This is a genomic window from Thiorhodovibrio litoralis, assembly GCF_033954455.1.
GTDB classification, from domain to species: domain Bacteria; phylum Pseudomonadota; class Gammaproteobacteria; order Chromatiales; family Chromatiaceae; genus Thiorhodovibrio; species Thiorhodovibrio litoralis.
This window is the reverse complement of the sequence record NZ_CP121473.1, coordinates 5,196,182-5,216,105: the sequence shown is the minus strand read 5'-3', so window position 1 is coordinate 5,216,105 and position 19,924 is coordinate 5,196,182. Positions and strand designations below refer to the sequence as shown.

The window sequence follows — 19,924 nt, the reverse complement described above, 5'->3', positions numbered from 1 at the left end:
AGATAGACCGTCACGACGCCGGAGCGTCGTGCCGGTCAATAGAACTTGATAATCCCCAGGCCGACTGCCGGACTCCATGCCGGCAGTCAGACCGACGGGGATTGGTTTTACCAGACCTGGCCGGGGTTATTCTCAAGCTGCTGCATCACCCGCTCCGTGGCCTTCTGCAGGCTCAGCGAGTCTGCCCGTTGGCGCGGCGGCCATTCCTGCAGGCTCTTCATGTGCTCGGCGATGATCCCTTGTGCCGGCACCAGGGTCCACATCTTCTGCGCTAGGAACTTGCGGCCCATATAGCCCCATTCGTGGGAAAGGGGGTCGAAGCGTTCCATGGGGTCCATGCGCAGGTTGAACAGATAGGGCGCCGACGGATAAACAATGGGGTCCCACCACAGCCCGTTCTCCTTGACCCCGAACAGCATCTTCCAATCTCCTACGCGCACGCCGGTGAGCGTCGCCTCGTCGTAATAGAAGTAGTCCTTACGGGCGGATTTGTCCGTCTTGCCGGTCCATAGATCGAGATTGTCGACGCCGTCCAGGTGGACCTTGTAGGTCATGTCGCCCATCTCCGCGCCCTCAAGCAGCTTAGCCTTGAGGTCCGGCTCGCCCGCAGCCGAGGCCAGGGTGACGAACAGGTCTTCGTGGCTCTGGATGGCGTTGGAGACGCTGCCGGCTGGAATCTGGCCGGGCCAGCGGACTAGCATCGGCACGCGCACGCCGCCCTCCCAGGTCGAGCCCTTCTCGCCGCGGAAGGGCGAGTAGCCGCCGTCCGGCCAAAACATCAGCTCGTAGCCGTTATCGGTCGAGTAGACCACGATGGTGTTGTCGGCAACCCCCAGGTCGTCGAGCTTCTTCAGCAGCTGGCCAATTTCTTCGTCGTGCTGGATCATGCCGGCGCGGTAAACATCGTCCTCGGGGCGCCCCTCGTCGACGGCCTTCTGCATGTACTCCGTGGGGACGTGGGTCCAGATGTGCATCCGGGTGGGGTTGAACCAGACGAAGAAGGGCTTGTCTTCCTTGACGCTGCTCTCGATGAAGGTCTCGGCCGCCTTCAGGAATTCGCCGTCGACGGTCTTCATGCGCTCGCGCGTAAGGGCACCGGTGTCCTCACAGCGCTGCTTGCCCATCGGACCGAATTTCGGGTCCTCGGTGGGGTCGTCGGTGTCCGTCGCCCAGCAATGCAGGACGCCACGCGGGCCGAACTTCTTGGTGAACTCGGGATTCTTCACCCCCGGGTAGTCGAGCTGCTCTGGCTCTTCCTCGGCGTTGAGGTGATAGAGGTTGCCGTAAAACTCATCGAAACCGTGCACGGTCGGCAGGAACTCGTTGCGGTCGCCTAAGTGGTTCTTGCCGAACTGCCCGGTCGCGTAGCCAAGCGGCTTCAGCACCTCGGCCAGTGTCGGGTCTTCCTTCTGCAGGCCCAGCTTTGAGCCGGGGATGCCGATGGTCGTCAGACCGGTGCGCACCGGCAATTGCCCGGTGATGAACGCGGCCCGTCCGGCGGTACAGCTTGGGTGCGCGTAGTGATCGGTAAACAGCATGCCCTCTTTGGCGATGCGGTCGATGTTGGGCGTCTGGCCCATCATGCCGTGGGTATAGGCACCGACATTCCACATGCCGATATCGTCGCCGAAGATGACGAGGATGTTGGGCTTTTCGGTGGCTGCTTCGGTGGCCGCCATGGCGCCGGGCATCCAGGCCGACAACGCAATCAGTGGAACGAGCTTGAGCAAGGTCTTTTTCATTGTTTCTCCTAGTTAGAGTTACGAGCCAAATTTACGAGCAAGGAAAGCGGGAGCTGCCGAGGGAATTGGCGGCGCCCGCGAAAAACGCTAGTCGGCCGTCCCCCTAAGCTGCGCCAGCAGCGTGCTGACCTGCCCGGACGGGTCCGGGAAGTGGGCCAGGTAGCGCTCTGCCCAGGTGATCGCGGCGTCGCGGTAGCCGGCCTTGGCGTTGAGGCTCACCAGCGCGAGCGCGATCTCGGCGTTGTTGGGGTGGCGGTCGGTGGCTGCCGTGAGGGTGGCGATGGCCGCACGCGGGTCGCCGTTCGCCTCCTGCGCCAGAGCATGAACATAGGCGTAGCGGGGCTGCTCCGGGGCCTGCGCGGCGGCGCGGCCGAGCAGCTCCACCGCAGCGGGCAGGTGCTTGGTGCGGATTTCTAACAGGCCGAGTGCGTGCAGCAGATCGGCGTCGTCCGGGTCCTGCTTGAGTCCCTGTTCAAGCACCGTGCGGCCGTCGTCGTCGCGCCCGAGTGCGCGGTACAGATCGGCGAGGTTGGCGTAGGCGGGCGTGAAGTCGGCTTCCAGCGCCAGCGCCTGGCGGTAGTCGCGTTCTGCCGCATCGGAGTCGCCCAGCAGGCTGTCGAGCACGCCGAGGTTGAGCCAGTCTTCCGGGCGCTCGGCGTTGGTGAGCTGGGCCTCGCGGTACTCAGCCAGCGCCGGTGCGAGGGCCTTGCGCAGCGGGGATTCACGACCGGGGACGTTGGCCTCCAATCGAGCATAGGCGGCCATTGCGCGGGCGGTATCGATGCGCACCACGCGGGTTGGGTCGTCCAGCAGCTCAAGGCCGATGCTGAGCGCGTTCTGCGGCGGCAGGCGCTCCAGAGCGCGGGCGACGGCGGCGCGCAGCAGCGGGGAATTGGACTTGGCAATGCCTTCCAAGAGGGCTGGGTCGATGGGCTGAGGCTGCTGGGCAAGCAGGTCCAGAGCCGTCGCCCGGGCGATCGCGGGTGCCTCTGAATCCGCCGCCAGCTTGGCGAGCTTTGCGGCGGCGTCCGGCGCTCCGCTGTGACCGGCGTGCAGCGCGGTGGCGAAGTGCGCCGGGCGCTTCGGTGTGCCGTACCAGGTTTTCACCTGCTCTGCCGCCTGTGCCGGGGTCAGCTCGGTATGGCAGCCGGTGCAGGCGTCGGGCGTGCCCAGGGTCGCGGCGAGGTCCGGGCGCGGGATGCGCAGGCTGTGGTCGGCGCGGGCGTCTATGACCATGTAGTTGCGCTCGGGCATGTGGCAGTCGACGCAGGCGGTACCGCTGCCCTTGGCGCCCGCAGTTTCAGTTTCGGTCATTGGGTGATGATGGTGCTCGGCGCTGTCGTAGCGCGCCGGCGCATGGCAGCGAGCGCAGACAGCGTTGCCGGGCGCGCGCTGTTGCAAGGAGTGCGGATCGTGGCAGTCGCTGCAGGTGACGCCCTGGTGGAACATGCGGCTCTGGATGTAGGAGCCGTGCACGAACACCTCGTCTTGGATCTGCCCGTCGGCGTAGTACAGGCCCTCCGTCAGCAGGGCCAGCCGATGGGTGTCCTCCAGCGGTGCGTCCGGGGTGTAGGGAACGTGTAGCTGGCCGCGGCGGGCGTGGCACCGGGCGCAGGTGTTGACCTCGGCATGACTGCTGCGGGCCGGCTCGCGGTGTGGCAGGCCGGTCTCCGGATCTTGCGGCCAAATGGGGTTGTCGCGGTCAGCGAGGTCCGGCGCCAGGCCCTTGTGGACGTCCCAGGCCTCGGCATTGCCCGCTGCTGCGGCCTCGGCCTGTTTTGCGTGCGCGGCGCCGGGGCCGTGGCAGGCCTCGCAGGCGACGTCGATCTCGGCCCAGGTGGTGGTGTAGGCGTCCTTGCTCAGATCGTAGCCCTTGTGCAGATCGGTGGAGTGGCACTCGGCGCACTGGTAGTTCCATGTCTGGTCGCGGTTGGTCCAGTGCAGCGGGTTATCGGGGCCGTAGTCCGCCTCGTCCGGGTAGAGGTGGAACCAGCGCTGACCGCCCTGGTCCGCCGGGCGTGAATCCCAGGCAATGCCGAGCGCTTGCAGCCGCCCGCCCGGAAAGCGGATCAGGTATTGCTGCAAGGGCGTCCAGCCGAATGTGTAGGCGATGGAATAACTCGCGGGCTTGCCGTCCGGGCCGTCGGTGTCGACCCGGAATGCGTCGCCGTCACGGTAGAAGCGGGTGGTGACGCCGTGGGCGGTGAATTTGGCGTCATCGAAGTCACCGAGGATGTTCTCCGGCGTCGCCTCGGCCATGGCCAGGTCATGGTGGGAGCCCTGCCAGGCGGTGAGCTCGGTGGCGTGGCAGGTGCCGCAGCGCGCGCTGCCGATATAGCCGTCGGCGGCGGCTTCGTGGGCCGCGTCGGCCGAGCCGGCTGCGAGTGCCGGCACAGCGGGCAGCAATAGCAGAGCGAGGGCCGCCGCGAGGAGGTGCGGGACAACGGGGGCCAGGCTCCGTGCGTCAGACAAGATCGGCAAGGGGGTGGCAGCAGGACACCGACCGGCGGACGGGAAATCGGGCATGGGTTCTCCTCGAAGGGTTCAAAATCAGGCCGCAAAGCTTAACCCGGTTCTGGACTGGCCGCCGCCGACCGCTGCTCCGGCGCCACGCCGAGAACATGGGCCGAGCACATGGTATGAATTTGGATCCAGATCACACGCTGATCAGCGTTTCGTATCCATGAAATCCCGCGTTCCTTCCGTCGCATTTTCCTCGATCATCCCACCTGAACGGCAATGCGACTATCGGACAAAGGGGCAAGGGAATTTGCCCGAAAGGGCAATAGCGGATCGGCGATATTTTCCTGGATCAGGGCTGAAGGCGTGGTCATGCTGGCTTCGCGTTGCCCGCGCCGTCGGCCGCTGGCCATTCGACCCGGAACACCGCGCCCGCACCAGACCCCGAACCGGCATCGGATTCGGCCCAGACGCGGCCGCCGTGGGCCTCGACCAGAGTGCGAGTGATGGACAGCCCCAGCCCCATGCCCTGGGGCTTGGTGCTGAAGAACGAATCGAACAGCTGCGGCAAATGCTCGGGGGCGATCCCCGGTCCGCGATCACGGACCACTAGCATCAGGCGATCCGCCTCGCGCTCGACGGACAGGGTGACCAGGCGTCGCGCCTCGGGCAGGCCGTTGGTCGCCTCCATGGCGTTGAGCACCAGGTTGATGAGTACCTGCTGGATCTGGATGCGATCGCCGAGCAAGAGGCAAGCGGTCCCGCCTAGTCGCAGGTCGAGCGTCACCCCGCGGCGGCGCGCTTCGGCGCGCAGCAAGGGCTCAAGCTCGCGGACCGCTGCGTTGAGATCGAAGGGGTGCCAGTCAACCGGCTGCTTGGCGAGCAGCGCCCGCAATCGGCGGATCACCTCGCTGGCGCGCAGGTTGTCCTTTCGGATGTCGGTCAAAATCGCCCGGAGTTCGTCCCACCGATCCGCACCGGACGCGAGCAGGAGGTCGGCGGCATCGGCGTTGCTCAGAATCGCGCCGAGGGGCTGGTTGATTTCGTGAGCGATTGCGCCCGTCAACTCCCCAGCGACCGCGAGGCGCGAGGCATGGGCGAGTTCGAAGCGCTGTTTTTGCGCGGCCAGTTCAATCTGGCGGCGACGGCGACGCTCAAACAGGAGTCCGCCAATCAGCCCCGCCTCCAGCAGCAAGACGACAATGGCGACAACCGTTGCGGTGGCATGTTCCTCCAGCAGTGTCGGGGGCTTGAAGCGCAAGATGGCATCCTCTGGGATGGCACTCGGGTCGATGTCCCACCGCTGGATCTGGCGCCAGTCGAGGTTCACAACCTGGGGAAGTGGCTCCGGCAAGCGCGGAGCATCGCCAGCAAGCCGATCATTCACCAGGCGTCCCGCCTGTCGCCCCATGGCCACAAAATTCGGCATGGAGCCGCCGACGATGCCGGTGCCGATAAAGGTGTCGAAGGGTCCGTACACCGGTACGGCGGAGGCCGTCGCCATGAGCTCGACGGCTTGACGCGGGGAAAACAGGTGGCCGACACCGTCCTCGAAGTAGCCCGGTGTCACCACCAGGGTGTCGCGATCCAACGCACTCAAGCGTTGCAAGACCGCATCGGTTGGCAGGCCAGCGAGAAACTCGGCGCTGATCCGGTCCGGGAGGCGCGACACGTCATCGCGCAACTCGGCCTCCCAGTCACGATCCAGCGCGGAGCTGCCCGTCACCACCACCAGCCGTTGGGCGCGCGGATGCAAGCGCAGCGCCAGTTCAATGGTGCCCGGAAAATCGAATTCGATGGGAACGCCGACCATGTCGGTCGGCAATGGTGGGTGCGATTGCAGGAACGAACGCAGAACGCCCGCGTAGATGATCGGAACCTGCGGAAACAGCTCAGCGCGATGGTGGAGCAAGAGATCCAGCGCCCCATCGGCCGCGGCGAGCAATACGGTCGGGGGTCGCAACGCGTACTTCTCGTGCAGGAAGCTGATCAGGGCGCCCAGGTAGGACTCGCCGTCAAAATGTGGATAGTCGAGAAACTCGGCATTCACCTCGGTCGCATTGGCGAGCGTCTCGCGCAGGCCGGCTTCGAATTCAAGATTCGCCGGCAGCAGGCGATGGTGGGAATAGAGCACGAGGACGTGCGGGGTCTCCTCGGCCGGCGCAGCCGGCGCGAACAGCAGCCAGCCGGCGAACCAGAGTTGGGCGATTGGTCCGTGCTTTGCCCGATTCATCTTGGAAGCGAGCTGAAAACCGCGCCAAACGCGACAGAGCATCATGTCCGTCGTTGCTGCGTCAGACCAGAGCGCCGCGGTAATCGCGCGGCGTCATGCCGGTCAGCCGCTTAAACGCCCGGGAAAAATGCGGCGCATTCTCGTAGCCGGCGGCGAAAGCGATGTCGGCGATGTTCAGGTCGGAATCAACCAAGAGGTCCGATGCGATCGCGAAACGCGCATCTTGCACAATGTCGGAATAGGTCGCGCCGCATTTTGCCAGCCGGCGCTGCAAGCTGCGCTCGCTCATGCCGACGATTTCGGCCACCAGCGACAGGGGCGGATGCCCCTGCGCGAGATAGGGACGGATGAGCGCGCGCACGGCGGTGACGAAGTCCCAGGCGTCACCCAAGCCGAATGGGGTTCGCGGGGGACTCGTCGGACCATTGACGTCAACGGAGGTTGACCGGCGGCCGATGCAGATCTGCGCGATGTCAGCCGCTGCAACCAGTATCGAGCAGTGCTGCTGACCGGTCAGGATGCGGGCGTTGCCGTAAGCCTCTCGCGCGGCGTGCGAGGGCCGCCCACGCGAGACGAAGGTGATCTCGGTCGGGCACCAGTCAGATCCGGCGGCACTGCGCACAATGTTGATGACGCCTACAATCGCCTTCCACTCGGCGAAGCCGACAAAGGGACTGTTCTGAAACCCCCGTACTTCGCACAGCACGCGTCGATCAACGCCTTCACGGCGGATGTCGATCTGTAAGGCGCTGTTTTCTCGATGCACCTGGTGCGACAGGGCCTCGATGCGGGAAAGTCCGGTGGGCGCCCCAATGACCGCACGCTGCACAGCGGGATGGAGCCTACTGAGGGAAGCGGCGCGACCGGCAAGGAAACCGACCTCCATGATGCCAAGCTCACGACTTGAGCGCCAAGCCCAGTCGAGGGCGCGCGGCAAGCTGACATAAGCATCGGGGGTTTGTTCAATAAAAGCGGGGAGCCGCGAGCGCTCGAGTTCTCGCTCGATCGGGACACCAGCATCTCGGAGGACTCCGATATTATCGATCACATGCTGTGCCCTTACGACAGGGATATGCATGTCGCTGTCTCCGTGATGGATAGGCCGGTGAATCTGGTGGTGAGGAACTTAAAAAGGCTTTCTATGGAAGACTTGGCGATTGAAATAAAGCCGGCGACTGTTCAGGCCGCCGGCTTTGTCACTTCAATACAAAGCAACCTCTAGGGTGCTCTGCTACTCACCCGCGTGGCTGATGTGTTTCGCAGACTGCATCGCCTCGATCACCTGATCCAGGTTGTAGCTGGCCGGCACTTGCAGCGAGGGGAAGTCCCGATAGGTCTCGAGTTCCTTCAGCCACATCAGCTGTCCGATGGGCAGCAGGTTCCAGTCATAGATGTACGCCGTGCTTGGAGCCGCCAAGGCGCCACCGTAGCCTAAGAGGGTCCCATCAACGGTCGCGACCGAGCGCTCGAAAGGATCACGCTTGAGGTTGCTGACATAGGTCCAGTGGTAGGTGAGTGGGGGGTTGAAGGCTTCCGTCGCATTGGAGGAAATCATCGTGTAGTAGAACTTCCAGTTCTTGTAGCGCACCGCCGAAGGATCTTTACCTGTGTAGTAGAAGAAGTGGTCGCGTGCCGAATCCGACTTGCCTTCCAGGTAATCGCGCTGGTCGAAGCCGTCCAGCGTGGTCTTGACGATGCCGGGGTACTCGCCGGCCTCGATCTGCTTCTTCAGCTCATCACCCGAAGGCCCACCAGCGATATTGACCAAGGTGGGCACCCAGTCCAGCGACGAGAAAATCTGGTCCGGGTTCGAGCCGGCCTCGACGTGCCCCGGCCAGCGCACCAGCATTGGCGCCCGCATACCGCCTTCCCAGGTGGTCAGCTTGCCGCCTCTGAAGGGCGTGATACCGCCGTCCGGGTAGGTGATGGCCTCGGCGCCGTTGTCGGTGGTGAAGACGACGATGGTGTTGTCGAGCTCGCCCATGTCTTCGAGCTTTTCCAGCACGTAGCCGATGTTGTCGTCCATCTGCTTCATGCCGGCCTCGTTGATCCCCCAGTCCTTGCCGCCCTTCTCGCCGAGCATGTCCATGTACTCATCCGAGAGCATGGTGGTGACGTGCATGCGCGCCGGGTTGTACCAGACGAAGAACGGCTTGCCGGTCTTCTCGGGGTCGTTGCGCTCAAGGAAGTCGATGACCTGGGTGGAGATCTCTTCGTCGATGGTCTTGGAGCGTTCCAGCGTCAGCGGACCTTCGTCCTTACAACTCTGATTCTCCTCGGTGCCGTCCTTGGACGTGCAATGAATCACCGGACGGGGCGGGGTCATGCAGAGCGCGGTCTTCGGGTCCACCGCACCGGCGACCTCTTCGAGCCCTTTGACCGGGGTGTTCTTACAGGGCGGAACAACGGTCTGCTCGGTCGGTGACTTGTTGATGTCGGGGAAACTCACCCCCTGCATGGCGTCGAGGTGATACAGGTAGCCCCAAAACTCTTGGAAGCCATGTGCCGTGGGCAGCGACTCCGACTTGTCGCCGAGGTGGTTCTTGCCGAACTCGCCGGTGTTGTAGCCGAGATCAAGCAGGAATTTGGCCAGCGCGGGGGTGCCCGGCAACAGCGAGCTGGTAGCGCCCGGAAGCTGTGGCATGACCATGCCGGCGCGCAGCGGATGCATGCCGGTGAAGAAGGCGGTGCGTCCGGCCGTGCAGCTCTGCTCGGCATAGTAGGTCATGAATCGCGCCCCTTCATCCGCGAGGCGGTCGAGGTTGGGCGTCTCCCCAACCATGAGGCCCTGATGGTAAGCGCCGACGTTCATGATGCCGATGTCATCACCCATAATGAACAGGATGTTGGGCTTGTCACCGGAGTCAGTGGAGTCGGCGGCCTGGGCGTTGCCGATGGCGAGACAGGCCGTTAGGGCCAGGAGCGAACCGGTGGCTTTAAGGCCCACCATGGGAGACCATTTCGGCGGTCTTGGTTTGTTGAGTTGCATCTGCACGATTCCTCTGGTTAAGAAGCTGGTTAAGAAGCCGTATCAGCGTCCCGCGCGAAAAAGGCGGAACTGGGGTCAGGGTTGGAGGTGAGGGAGCTAAATCATCTCACTGCAACCGCAGCGCGACTATCGGACAAAGGGGCAAGGGGGTTTGCCCGAAAGGGCAAAGGTGGGCGGGGCGGGATCGCGAACGCGAGCGGGATCAATCGGGCAAGGATTGCAGCCGCTCGGCCAACCGGCCGAGTTCGGCTGCCGAACTCACGCCCAGCTTTGTCATCATTTGCGCACGCTGCATCTTCACAGTGCGTTCGGCGATTCCCAGCGCTTCGGCGATCTGTTTGTTGAGATCACCGGCAACGACACGGTCGAAAACCGCGTGCTCGCGGGGCGTCAGCGCAGCAAAGGCCGCGCGCAATTGCTCCGCGTCCGCACGCGCCTCGCGCTGGGCCGCGTCGCGGGCGAGCGCCCGCTGGATTGCCTCGAACAGCGCCTCGCGTTCGACCGGCTTGGTCAGAAAATCCACCGCCCCGGCCTTCATCGCCTGCACGCTGGAAACCACGTCGGCGTAGCCGGTAAGAAAAACCACCGGCAGCGCATTCCCCTGGCTCAGCAGAGCGGCTTGTAGGTCGAGACCCGAGGGCCCCGGCAGTCGCACATCGAGCAGTACGCAGCCGGGACTATCCGACGGCGCCTGCAACAGGAAATCGCCAACCGAGGCATAGCCGCGCGCGTGATAGCCGGCCGCATCGAGCAACCGCAGCAGCGCCGTGCGCAGTGAGTCGTCGTCATCGACGACGTGGATGATGGGTGCAGGGGTGGTCATGCCGGCTCCGCTGTGGCCACTTCGTCGGCGGCTGGCCATTCTACCCGGAACACCGCACCGGCGTCCGATCCGGAACCGGCACCGGATTCGGCCCAGACGCGCCCGCCGTGGGCCTCAACCAGGGTGCGGGTGATGGACAGCCCCAGCCCCATGCCGCGGGGCTTGGTGCTAAAGAACGACTCGAACAGCCTCGGCAGATGCTCGGGCGCGATCCCCGGCCCGCGATCACGGACTACCAGTAGCAGGCGATCCGCGTCGCGCTCGACAGACACGGTGACCACGCGTCGCGCCTCCGGTAGACCTTTCGCCGCATCCATGGCGTTGAGCACCAGATTGATGAGCACCTGCTGAATCTGGATGCGATCACCGAGGATGGTGGCGGTCGCCGCCAGTCGCAGGTCGAGCGCCACCCCGCGACGGCGCGCTTCGGCGCCTAGCACGGGCTCCAGCTCCCGAACCGCCTCGTTGAGATCGAAGGGGTGCCAGTCAGCCGGCTGCTTGGCAAGCAGCGCCCGCAGCCGGCGGATGACCTCGCTGGCACGCACATTGTCCTTTCGAATGTCGGCCACAATTGCGCGGAGTTCGTCCCGCCGATCAGTACCGGACGCGAGCAGAAGCTCGGCGGCATCGGCGTTGCTCAGAATCGCGCCGAGGGGCTGGTTAATCTCATGGGCGATCGCGCCCGTCAACTCCCCAGCGACCGCGAGGCGCGAGGCATGGGCGAGTTCGAAGCGCTGTTTCTGCACGGCCAGTTCCATCCGCCGGCGGTGACGACGTTCAAACAGGAGTCGAGCGATCAGCCCCGCTTGCAGCAGCAAGACAATAATGGCAACAACCGCTGCGGTGGCATGTTCCTGCAGCAGGGTCGGGGGCTTGAACTGCACGATGGCATCGTCTGGAATAGCGCGCGGATCGATGTCCCACCGCCGGATCTGTCGCCAGTCGAGGTTGATGGCCCTGGGCATCAGCTCCGGCAAGCGCGGCGTGGCAGATGTGTCGCCGGCCAGCTGATCATTCACGAGACGTCCCGCCTGGCGCCCCATGGCCCCGAAATTTGGCATGGAGCCGCCGACGATGCCGGTGCCGATAAAGGTATCGAAGGGGCCGTACACCGGCGCAGCGGAGGCCGTGGCCATGAGCCCGACGGCTTCGCGCGGGGAAAACAGATGACCGACGCCGTCCTCGAAGTAGCCGGGCGTCACCACCAGGGTGTCGCTACCCAACTCACTCAGGCGTTGCAGCACCTCGTCGGTCGGCAGACCAGCGAGAAACTCAGCGCTGACCCGGTCCGGGAGGCGCGACAGGTCACCGCGCAATTCCGCCTCCCAGGCGCGATCCTGCACGGAGGTACCCGTCACCACCACTAGCCGCCGGGCGCGCGGGTGCAAGCGCAGCGCCAGCGCAATGGTGCCCGGAAAATCGAATTCGATGGGAACGCCAACAATGTCGGCCGGCAATGGTGGGCGCGATTGCAGGAACGACCGGGGCACGGCCGCGTGGATAACCGGAACCTGCGGAAACAGTTCGGCGCGATGGCTGAGCAAAAAATCAAGCGCCCCCTTGCCCCCGGCGACCAGCAAGGTCGGCGGTCGCAACGCGTACTTCTCGGCCAGGAAAGTGGTCATAGCGTCCAGGTAGGACTGGCTATCAAAACGAGGATAGTCGAGAAACTCGGCATTCACCTCCGTCGAATTATCGAGCGTCTCACGCAGACCAGCTTCGAATTCGATATTCGCCGGCAGCAAGCGATGGTTGGAATAGAGGACGAGGACGCGAGGGTTCTCTTCGGCCGGGGCAGCCGGTGCTGCGGCCGGTGCGAACAAGAGCCAGCAGGCGACCCAGAGTCTTAAAATCGACCCGTAGTTTTCTCGATACATCATTGAGGAGCGATCTCGCGAGAAATATAGGACGCTGAGGCTTGCCAATGCCAGGTATTTTAACGGGAAAAAGTCCCGCCTGGATAGCCGCTCGCCGCAACGCCATGGGTCGACAGCTCGCTGTCGAAATCGCCGCGCGCATGTTGCTGCGAGCCTTGGACGAGCGCCGTTGCGACAAAGGTCGTGACCGTGAAACTCATGGCCAGTGCCAGGCCTCGAAGCCACAGTCCTGAGTGTCGGAACTGTGCTAGAGTGATTTTTGCAAACAGGTGCCTCATTTTAATTGGCACGTGACGTGTTAAGAGGTGTGTTGGCAAGATGTTCTTGAAAAAGCTAAAGTGGTCATTGTTTCGACTGCTTGCATACGTAATTGTGCTGGTAAATTTTGTTACGTTTGGCGCGTTTTTATATGTGATAGCACCCTTTACATCCTATTTCTTTTTTAACGACCTTCGGTTTTGGAAGTATTGGAGCTTTTATCACAAGTTTTATGTGAACACCTTTTCATACTTAAAAGCCATTTGGGCTGGAGATAGCGCGCTGCTGATCTCGCATCTACCCCTCTCCGCCCCACCGATGGATAGTCCTGACAAGTCCGTCTTCCGCGTATCCCCAAATTGGAATACGTCGAAAGATAACTGTGGGAGTTGTTCAGCATGCTGTACTCTGACCAGCGACTGTTGTTTTCGTGATAAAACAACAAATCTATGCCTATCCTATAAGTCTGTATTTTGGAAGTTTTTCAATTGTGGTCGATTTCCCATATCCAAGGACCAGCTGGATTACTATGGATGCAAGAAGTTCGAAACTGTAGATGCCGTCAACAGCGAATGCAATTCAGACTGCTCGCGCGGGCCGCCTGTCTGAATCAGCCTTGAATGGCTGGCAGTTGGTGATGATCAGCTTGGCACCGGTATCCTGGAGAGCCTGGAGCGGATCGGCGCAGTTGCTCAAGGATGATGGTGGCGACAAGAGCACCAGGTTGTCGATGTTGTAGAGTGTCGCCGGCTCTTTGCCAGCGGCGATGGCCTCGGTCGCCAACTCGCGCACCGCCTTTAAGGTCAACGCGGTGCCGCGTGCCGGCTTTGGACTTTTTGCAGGAACGAGCGCATCATCCGCAGATCATCCTAAGATGGCTAGGAGGTGGTCCTTGAGGCTTTTCCACTCGATCTTCAGTCGCGGTGACGCGCGCGGACACTATCCTGAATCGCTCATCGAACAAGCAACCGAGCGCGCGATCGACGGCACTGATCCGCGCTTGCGCTTGCTTTCAGGGTACCGCAAGCAACTGCGCCAGCCGGTGATTCAGGCCATTGATCACGTGGTTGCGCTGGTGGATGCGATACCTGCACCCGTGGTGGCAGGCGCCAGCCACCATGCCGCCGACCCGCGGCTGAACGCAGTTTTCTCATCGTCCCGTGAGATGCTGACGATCTTGAGTCGTGATGCCGCTCTGAGCGCTTTTCTGGAAAGCCCCGGGGGACGTGGCGCAGAGCAAGTCACCGCGCTCTTGCTGGCCGAACGGGTCGAGCGCAATATCCTCGGCATGGACCTTGTCGGCGAGCAGGTGCGTCGCGATGTGCCTCAGGTCACGGTGAGCTTCACCGCCCACCGCTTGGTTGACCCTACTGCGGATGAGGCTGAAAGCCGCCGCCAATGGAAGCGCCGCGCCTTTGATCACCTGCTTACCCTGGCGCTGACCCAAATCGCCGAGATGCGCGTGGAACGCGCGGAGCTCAAGGGTCAACAAGACATCCTTCGGCGCAAGCTGAGCGCGCTGGAGCAAGGCGGCTGGAGTTTCGCCCCGGCAGAGGCCGAACATCCGGATCCCGCCGCACTGCAGACCGAGCTGGACAAGCTCTCCGCGCGATTGAACACCTTAGGGGCGGATCAGGATGTTCTGCATCGCCATCTCGAGTTCCTCACCGAGGTGCTCGGCGAGGCGCCGAGTCAGCTGTGGACCGAGCCCGTCACACTCTGGCTCGATCCGATGAACATTCAACGCGAGGAACAGGAGCCGTCGGCTCGCCCCATCGAGTTCATGGAGCTTCGCAACGTGCTTAAGCGGCAGGTCGTGCTTCTCGCGCTGAGCATCACGCCCAGCGATCTCCCGGTGCGCGAGGATCTGGTCACCGCTGCCCAGCGGTATTTTCAGTGACCTTCGGCCAATGTCGCCGCTGTTTGATTGCGCAGGCTTGTTGGGCCATCTGAATCCACTCGGTCAAGACAGCGCACCCTGCGCCGCACAAGCCTCCACGGCGAGCGATGCGGATGCCATCACCCGGACGGGACGTCTATTTCACGCGAAAGAGAAACACAGCCATGATTGAGCTAGAAAACGGTGCGCTGACAATCGGACCCTTCCTCGCTTTTACCCTGGGCATCATCGTCTTGTTCGTCGGGAAACGACTGAATAATGCGGTCGGCGCCCTGCGCGAGTTCAGTATCCCAGAACCGGTCACTGGCGGACTGCTGCTGTCGATCTTGTTCGGTCTGTTCTACTGGGGGACGAACATCGGTGTTGAATTCGACCTGGCGGCGCGCGATCTGCTCCTCGTCTACTTCTTCACGACCATTGGCATCAACGCCAGCCTGTCCGATCTGCGCGCCGGCGGAAAGCCGTTATTGATCCTGCTCGCGATCACCATCGCCTACATGGTCTTGCAGAACCTGACGGGCATCTCAGTCGCGGCGCTGTTCGGACTGCCCGCATCTGTTGGCGTACTTGGCGGCACCGTGTCGCTCATCGGCGGTCATGGCACGGCGATCGCCTGGGCGCCGCAGATCGCCGACGAATACGGCATTGCCAACGCGATGGAAATCGGCATCGCCTGCGCCACCTTCGGTCTGATCCTGGCGAGCCTGATGGGCGGTCCGATCGCAAAGTTCTTGATCGCGCGCTACGACCTGAAGCCGAGCGAGGTTCAGCCGCAGGACGTCGGTTTATCAGTCGACGAGGCTCGCGACGGGATCAATCATCTGGACTTCCTCGATGCCCTGCTGGCCATCCATGTCGCTGTCATCCTGGGGCTGATTCTCAATGAGGTCGTTGCCGATCTTGGGTTGCAATTGCCGCTGTTCGTCACCTGCTTGTTTGCCGGCATCATACTGACGAATCTGGTCCCCAAGAACTTTCCGCGCCTCAGTGGGCGCGAGTGGCCAACGCGCACGCCAGCAATGGCTCTGATCGCCGACATTGCCCTCGGCACTTTCCTGGCGATGTCGCTGATGAGCATGCAGCTTTGGACCCTGATCGATCTTGCCGGTCCGATCTTCACCATCCTCGCCGCTCAGTTCACGCTAGCGATTGCCGTGAACATCTTCATCGTCTTCCGCGTGATGGGGCGCAATTACGACGCCGCCGTGGTGTGCGCCGGGTTTGGCGGCATCTCACTCGGCTCCACGCCGACAGCCATGGCCAACATGGCGGCCGTGGCCCAGCGCTACGGGGCCTCCCATCTAGCCTTTATTATCGTGCCCCTGGTGTGCGCGTTTTTTATCGATCTTGTTAATGCCATGCTGATTCCTTTCTTTCTGGGGCATTTTGGTTAGGTGCTTGCAATCGATTGATGTGACTCAGGGACGCCTTCCTGCCCCTCCTTGATCCCAAACAAGATCGCATAGAGCGTCGGCACCACAATCAACGTCAGTACTGTGGCGAAGCCCAGCCCCGCCATCATAGTGATGGACATATTGACGAAAAAGACATCCGGCAGCAGTGGGATCAGACCGAGGATGGTGGTCGATGCGGCCAGCACGACCGGGCGCATACGGCTGACGCCTGAATCCAGGATGGCTCCATAGCCGTCCTTGCCCTCGGCGATCTGCTGGTCGATTTCCTCGATCAGCACGATGGCGTTTTTGATCAACAAGCCCACCAGCGCCAGGGCGCCGAGCATGGACATGAAGTCGAACGCGGCATTGGCGGCCAGCAGCCCGGCTGTCATACCGATGATGGCCATGGGGACCGTAAGCCAGATGATCAGCGGCTGGCGCAGCTTGCCGAAGAGCAGGATGCTGACCAGGATCATGGCGAGGAAGCTCGGCGGTAGCACGCCGAAGAGCGCGGACTGGGCTTTGGTCTGGTCCTCGTACTCGCCCCCCCAGGACAGGCTGTAGCCGGGTGGCAATTCCATCGCCTCGATCTGCGGGAACAGGCGCTCAAACAGCGGCGAGGCGAGCGGTCCGCGCGGATTGCAGGAGGCGATGATGGTCTGCTGGCGGTCACGCCCGCCGATGGCCTGGTTTTCCCACACAGTCTCGAAGTTGCTCACTACCTGCGCCACCGGCACCGCGCGCTTGAGCACCGGGCTCCAGACCTGCACGTCCTGGATGTTATCGACATCGGCGCGCTCGCCGAGCGGCGCGCGCACCAGAATCGGCAGCAATCGCACGCCGTCGCGGTAGTGCCCGACCTGCGCGCCGTCGAAGGCGTATTGCATGGCCTTGGCCACGTCTTCGCGGCTGATGCCGAGCTGGCGGCCGACCTGCTCGTTAAATACCGGGCGAACCACCTTGACCGGTTCACGCCAGTCGTCGCGGATTTCTTTCGCATCCGGGTCGGCATGCATGATGGCCTTGGCCTCGCTGGCCAAATCGCGCAGCACCGCCGCGTCCGGTCCGCTGAAGCGCGCCTCGATCTTGCTGTCGCGACCGGGGCCGATCATCAGCGTCTTGATGATGGGGTCGGTCCAGTAGAGCTCCTCGCGCATGTAGTCATCGACCTTGTCCCAGACCTCAGCGATACGATCACGGGTGTCGGTATAGACGACAATCTGCGCATAGGCTGGGGTCTGATCCTTGGAGTCATAGGTCAGGACAAAGCGCTGATGGGGTCCGCCGATCACCGTGCTGGTGCTGACCACGCCATCGAGGCTGCGCAGGTAGCCCGACACCTTGAGCGCATCCTCGCGGGTCTTGCGGATGTCGGTGCCTTCCGGCTCCCACAGATCGACGAAAAAGAGCGGCGTGTTGGAGCTGGGAAAGAACGCCTGCTTGACGTAACCAAAGCCCCAGATCGACAGCACAAAGAGCACCACCACGCTGCCGACCGTCACCCAGCGAAAGCGCAGCGCCCGGGCCACCAGGCCGCGGTAGATGCGGAAGGGTGCGGCGTCGTAAGCGGCGCCCTCATCCGCCCCGCCGCTGCCGACCTTGAGCAACAGGGCGCAGAGCACCGGGGTGGTGCTGATGGCGGTAATCCAGGACAGCAGCAGCGAGATCAGGATCACATAGAAGAGCGAGTTGGCGAATTCACCGGTACTGTCCTGCGAGAAGCCAATGCCGGAAAAGGCCAGGATGCCGATGACCGTGCCGCCAAGCAGCGGCCAGATGGTCTTGCCGACGGTCTCGCTGGCGGCTTTTTCGGGCCGCATGCCGGCGTTCATGCGCACCAGCATGCCTTCGGCGACCACAATGGCATTGTCGACCAGCATGCCGAGTGCGATGACCAGGGCACCGAGGGAAATGCGCTGCAATTCGATGCCGGCCAGGGCCATGATAAAGAGCGTCCCGGCGACGGTGATCAGCAGCACGGCGCCGATGATGAAGCCCACCCGCAGGCCCATGAAGGCCAGCAGCACCACGATAACAATGGCCACCGCCTGGCCGACACTGATAATGAAGCCGCTCACCGACTGGTCGACCACCTCGGGCTGGTTGTAGATAGCGGTCAGCTCCATGCCGAGCGGGATCTCGCCCTCCAGCGCGGCGAGACGCGCATCGAGCTGCCGCCCGACTTCGACCACATTTTGCCCGCCCATCACCGAGACGCCGAGCGTCAGCGCCGGTTGACCATCCTGATAGTAGTAACGGTTGGGTACATCGACATAGGACCGGCGGATCTCGGCGATGTCGGAGATGCGCAGCACCCGCTTGTCCTCGGAGCTGATCAACACGTCGCCGATGGATTGGACGGACTCGGACTCGCCGGTTGGCCAGATGCGCAGATATTGCTCGCCGACGGCGATGTTGCCGGCATCGGCGACCAGATTCTGCGATTGCAGCACCGAGGCGATGGTCTGTAGCGGGATGCCCAGCTCGGCCAGGCGGGCGCGGGAGATCTCCAGATAGGCGACCTCCTGCTGCTCGCCGCCGATCACGATCTTGCGGATGCCGGGCACCAGAATAAGCTGTTTCTTGAGGTAATCCGCCGTGTCCCACAGGTCGCGCCAGCTATAGCCCTCTCCGGTCAGCGCCAGATAAATGCCGTAGACATCGGCAAAGCTGTCGACCACCACCGGCGCCAATGCTCCGGGTGGCAGCTTGTTTTGCATGTCGGCGATCTTGCGCCGCAGCTCATCGTAGATATTGGGAAAGTCATCGGCCCGGTACTTGTCCTTGAACTCGATGGTGACATCGGACATGCCCGGGCGCGAGACCGAGCGCTTGATGCCTTTCACCTGCTCCATTAGCTGGATGGCTTCCTCGATGTGGTAGGTCACCTCGTCCTGCACCTGCTGAGCCGAGGCGCCGGGATAGAGGGTGATTACCTTGGCCAGCTTGACGGTAAAGGCCGGGTCCTCGAGCTTGCCCATGCTCTGAAAGCCCCAGATGCCGCCACCGACCAGAATGATGACCAACAGCCAGGAAATGACCGGGGTCTTGACGGAGTATTCGGCGATATTCACGAGGATGGGACCTCGTCCGCGCGCGGCTGCGCTTGCTCGCGTTGCGGCAGCAAGCGCACCTTCATGCCCTCGGCCAGATAGCCGACCCCGGCCACCACGACGCGCTGGCCTGGTTCCAGGCCGCCGGCCACTTCAATGGAGCTACCACTCAGGCGCCCGACCTCAACCGGCACCTTGGCCACCGTCATGGCGGGTTCTTCGACCACCCAGACGAAGGGCTCCAGTTGCGCGTCCGCTGTCACCGCCGTTGCCGGCAGGGTGAAGACACGGTCGCCGACACTGACCCGGCTGAGGTCTGCGGTGACCGTGGCTGTCATGCCAGGGAAGACCAAAAAATCCGTCGGCGCCGGCATGGTGTAGGTGACCTCGAAGGTCTGGGTGGCGCGATCGGCGCGGGTCGAGACCTCGCGCAAGGTCAGATCGAAGCGCTGATCAGGATGGCTATCGAAGGTGGCCCAGGTCGGCGCCCGCTCCGCGTTCGGCTGGTCATTCCCGCTTGGCTTGATGCCGCGGATGATGTTCTCGGGCACATCCACCTTGACCTGCAGGCTGTTGTTGTCCTGCATCGCCAGCACCGGCTGTTTGGCTTGCACTTCCTCGAAGCGCTCGACATAGCGCTGGCTGATGGTGCCGTCGAAGGAGGCCTTGAGCTGGGTGTATTCAACGTCTTGTTGCGCGCGCTCGAGCGCGGCCTGGGCATTTTTGTACTCGGCCTCCTTGGCGTCAAAATCGGTGCGAGAGATGAAGCCGTCGTCGACCAGTTCCTTGGCGCGGTTGAAGTCGTTCTGTGCGCGCTCAAAGCTCGCCTGGGCATTGCGCAGCTGGATCTCGTAGTCGGTCGCATCCAGGGTAATCAGCACCTGGCCTTTCTCGACCCGGTCCCCCTCCTTCACCATCAGCTCCGCGACCGTGCCAGGCACGCGAAACGCCAGCTCGGCCTTGGCCTCGGCATCGACCCGTCCGGGGAAGTTGCGCTCTCCCCCCAAGTCGGGCGACTCCACCACCAGCGTCTTGACCGGTCGCACCGGCGGTGACCCCTCGGGCTCGGCCTCCTGTGAACAACCGGAGAGAAGCGGTAGACAGATCAGCAGCAGCACGCAACCAGGCATGCCGCCTGAGGGGAGGAGGGGCTTTGACACGATAGACCACCCGGATGTTGGCGAAGATAAGG

The 19,924-nt window shown here is 63.0% G+C and carries 13 protein-coding genes; 2 read left to right on the top strand and 11 right to left on the bottom strand.

The genetic code is table 11. The features are described 5' to 3' along the window. Window positions 1-107 precede the first annotated feature (107 nt). The 9 genes from Thiosp_RS23535 to Thiosp_RS23495 all read right to left on the bottom strand — a co-directional run bounded on the left by Thiosp_RS23535 (window position 108) and on the right by Thiosp_RS23495 (window position 13,189). On the bottom strand, window positions 108-1,742 hold the full coding sequence (locus Thiosp_RS23535; RefSeq protein WP_201067192.1) for an arylsulfatase: 1,635 nt from the start codon (window positions 1,740-1,742) through the stop codon (window positions 108-110). An 87-nt stretch (window positions 1,743-1,829) separates the two neighbouring features. Continuing rightward, the gene (locus Thiosp_RS23530) at window positions 1,830-4,268 is read right to left on the bottom strand and encodes a tetratricopeptide repeat protein (RefSeq protein WP_201067194.1); all 2,439 of its coding nucleotides are present in this window, start codon (window positions 4,266-4,268) and stop codon (window positions 1,830-1,832) included. A 304-nt stretch (window positions 4,269-4,572) separates the two neighbouring features. Then, window positions 4,573-6,435 carry a sensor histidine kinase gene (locus Thiosp_RS23525; protein WP_242518626.1) on the bottom strand — a complete coding sequence of 621 codons (1,863 nt, stop codon included), beginning with the start codon at window positions 6,433-6,435 and terminating at the stop codon, window positions 4,573-4,575. A gap of 61 nt (window positions 6,436-6,496) precedes the next feature. Beyond that, window positions 6,497-7,513, bottom strand: a complete 1,017-nt coding sequence (locus tag Thiosp_RS23520) for an AraC family transcriptional regulator (RefSeq protein ID WP_201067198.1) — start codon at window positions 7,511-7,513, stop codon at window positions 6,497-6,499. Window positions 7,514-7,666: 153 nt separating this feature from the next. After that, entirely contained in the window at window positions 7,667-9,424 is a 1,758-nt protein-coding gene (locus Thiosp_RS23515) for an arylsulfatase (protein WP_201067200.1), read from the bottom strand. Between the two features lie 202 nt (window positions 9,425-9,626). Next, on the bottom strand, window positions 9,627-10,247 hold the full coding sequence (locus Thiosp_RS23510) for a response regulator transcription factor (RefSeq protein WP_009151602.1): 621 nt from the start codon (window positions 10,245-10,247) through the stop codon (window positions 9,627-9,629). Further along, the gene (locus Thiosp_RS23505; RefSeq protein WP_242518632.1) at window positions 10,244-12,127 is read right to left on the bottom strand and encodes a sensor histidine kinase; all 1,884 of its coding nucleotides are present in this window, start codon (window positions 12,125-12,127) and stop codon (window positions 10,244-10,246) included. The genes Thiosp_RS23510 and Thiosp_RS23505 overlap by 4 nt, the downstream gene beginning before the upstream one ends. A 56-nt stretch (window positions 12,128-12,183) precedes the next feature. Further along, window positions 12,184-12,324, bottom strand: coding sequence for a hypothetical protein (locus Thiosp_RS23500; RefSeq protein ID WP_201067201.1), 141 nt, complete (start codon window positions 12,322-12,324; stop codon window positions 12,184-12,186). A gap of 637 nt (window positions 12,325-12,961) precedes the next feature. Then, the gene (locus Thiosp_RS23495) at window positions 12,962-13,189 is read right to left on the bottom strand and encodes a hypothetical protein (protein WP_201067202.1); all 228 of its coding nucleotides are present in this window, start codon (window positions 13,187-13,189) and stop codon (window positions 12,962-12,964) included. An 85-nt stretch (window positions 13,190-13,274) separates the two neighbouring features. Here Thiosp_RS23495 and Thiosp_RS23490 point away from each other — a divergent pair, with 85 nt between their 5' ends. Then, the gene (locus tag Thiosp_RS23490) at window positions 13,275-14,282 is read left to right on the top strand and encodes a hypothetical protein (protein ID WP_201067203.1); all 1,008 of its coding nucleotides are present in this window, start codon (window positions 13,275-13,277) and stop codon (window positions 14,280-14,282) included. A 107-nt stretch (window positions 14,283-14,389) separates the two neighbouring features. After that, window positions 14,390-15,676: a sodium/glutamate symporter gene (gene gltS, locus Thiosp_RS23485; protein ID WP_323696734.1), complete on the top strand. Its 1,287-nt coding sequence runs from the start codon at window positions 14,390-14,392 to the stop codon at window positions 15,674-15,676. On the opposite strand, the gene Thiosp_RS23480 is transcribed toward gltS, so the two are convergent. Both Thiosp_RS23480 and Thiosp_RS23475 read right to left on the bottom strand, forming a co-directional pair. Next, window positions 15,673-18,753, bottom strand: coding sequence for an efflux RND transporter permease subunit (locus Thiosp_RS23480; RefSeq protein WP_201067204.1), 3,081 nt, complete (start codon window positions 18,751-18,753; stop codon window positions 15,673-15,675). The two genes, gltS and Thiosp_RS23480, sit on opposite strands and share 4 nt — an antisense overlap. Next, window positions 18,750-19,892, bottom strand: coding sequence for an efflux RND transporter periplasmic adaptor subunit (locus Thiosp_RS23475; RefSeq protein ID WP_323696733.1), 1,143 nt, complete (start codon window positions 19,890-19,892; stop codon window positions 18,750-18,752). The genes Thiosp_RS23480 and Thiosp_RS23475 overlap by 4 nt, the downstream gene beginning before the upstream one ends. Window positions 19,893-19,924 lie beyond the last annotated feature (32 nt).

Coding starts and splice junctions, on each gene's coding strand:
- Thiosp_RS23515 (WP_201067200.1), bottom strand. CDS start 9,424: ATGCAACTCAACAAACCAAGACCGCCGAAATGGTCTCCCATGGTGGGC.
- Thiosp_RS23530 (WP_201067194.1), bottom strand. CDS start 4,268: ATGCCCGATTTCCCGTCCGCCGGTCGGTGTCCTGCTGCCACCCCCTTG.
- Thiosp_RS23505 (WP_242518632.1), bottom strand. CDS start 12,127: ATGATGTATCGAGAAAACTACGGGTCGATTTTAAGACTCTGGGTCGCC.
- Thiosp_RS23535 (WP_201067192.1), bottom strand. CDS start 1,742: ATGAAAAAGACCTTGCTCAAGCTCGTTCCACTGATTGCGTTGTCGGCC.
- Thiosp_RS23520 (WP_201067198.1), bottom strand. CDS start 7,513: ATGCATATCCCTGTCGTAAGGGCACAGCATGTGATCGATAATATCGGA.
- Thiosp_RS23510 (WP_009151602.1), bottom strand. CDS start 10,247: ATGACCACCCCTGCACCCATCATCCACGTCGTCGATGACGACGACTCA.
- Thiosp_RS23500 (WP_201067201.1), bottom strand. CDS start 12,324: ATGAGTTTCACGGTCACGACCTTTGTCGCAACGGCGCTCGTCCAAGGC.
- gltS (WP_323696734.1), top strand. CDS start 14,390: ATGCGGATGCCATCACCCGGACGGGACGTCTATTTCACGCGAAAGAGA.
- Thiosp_RS23525 (WP_242518626.1), bottom strand. CDS start 6,435: ATGAATCGGGCAAAGCACGGACCAATCGCCCAACTCTGGTTCGCCGGC.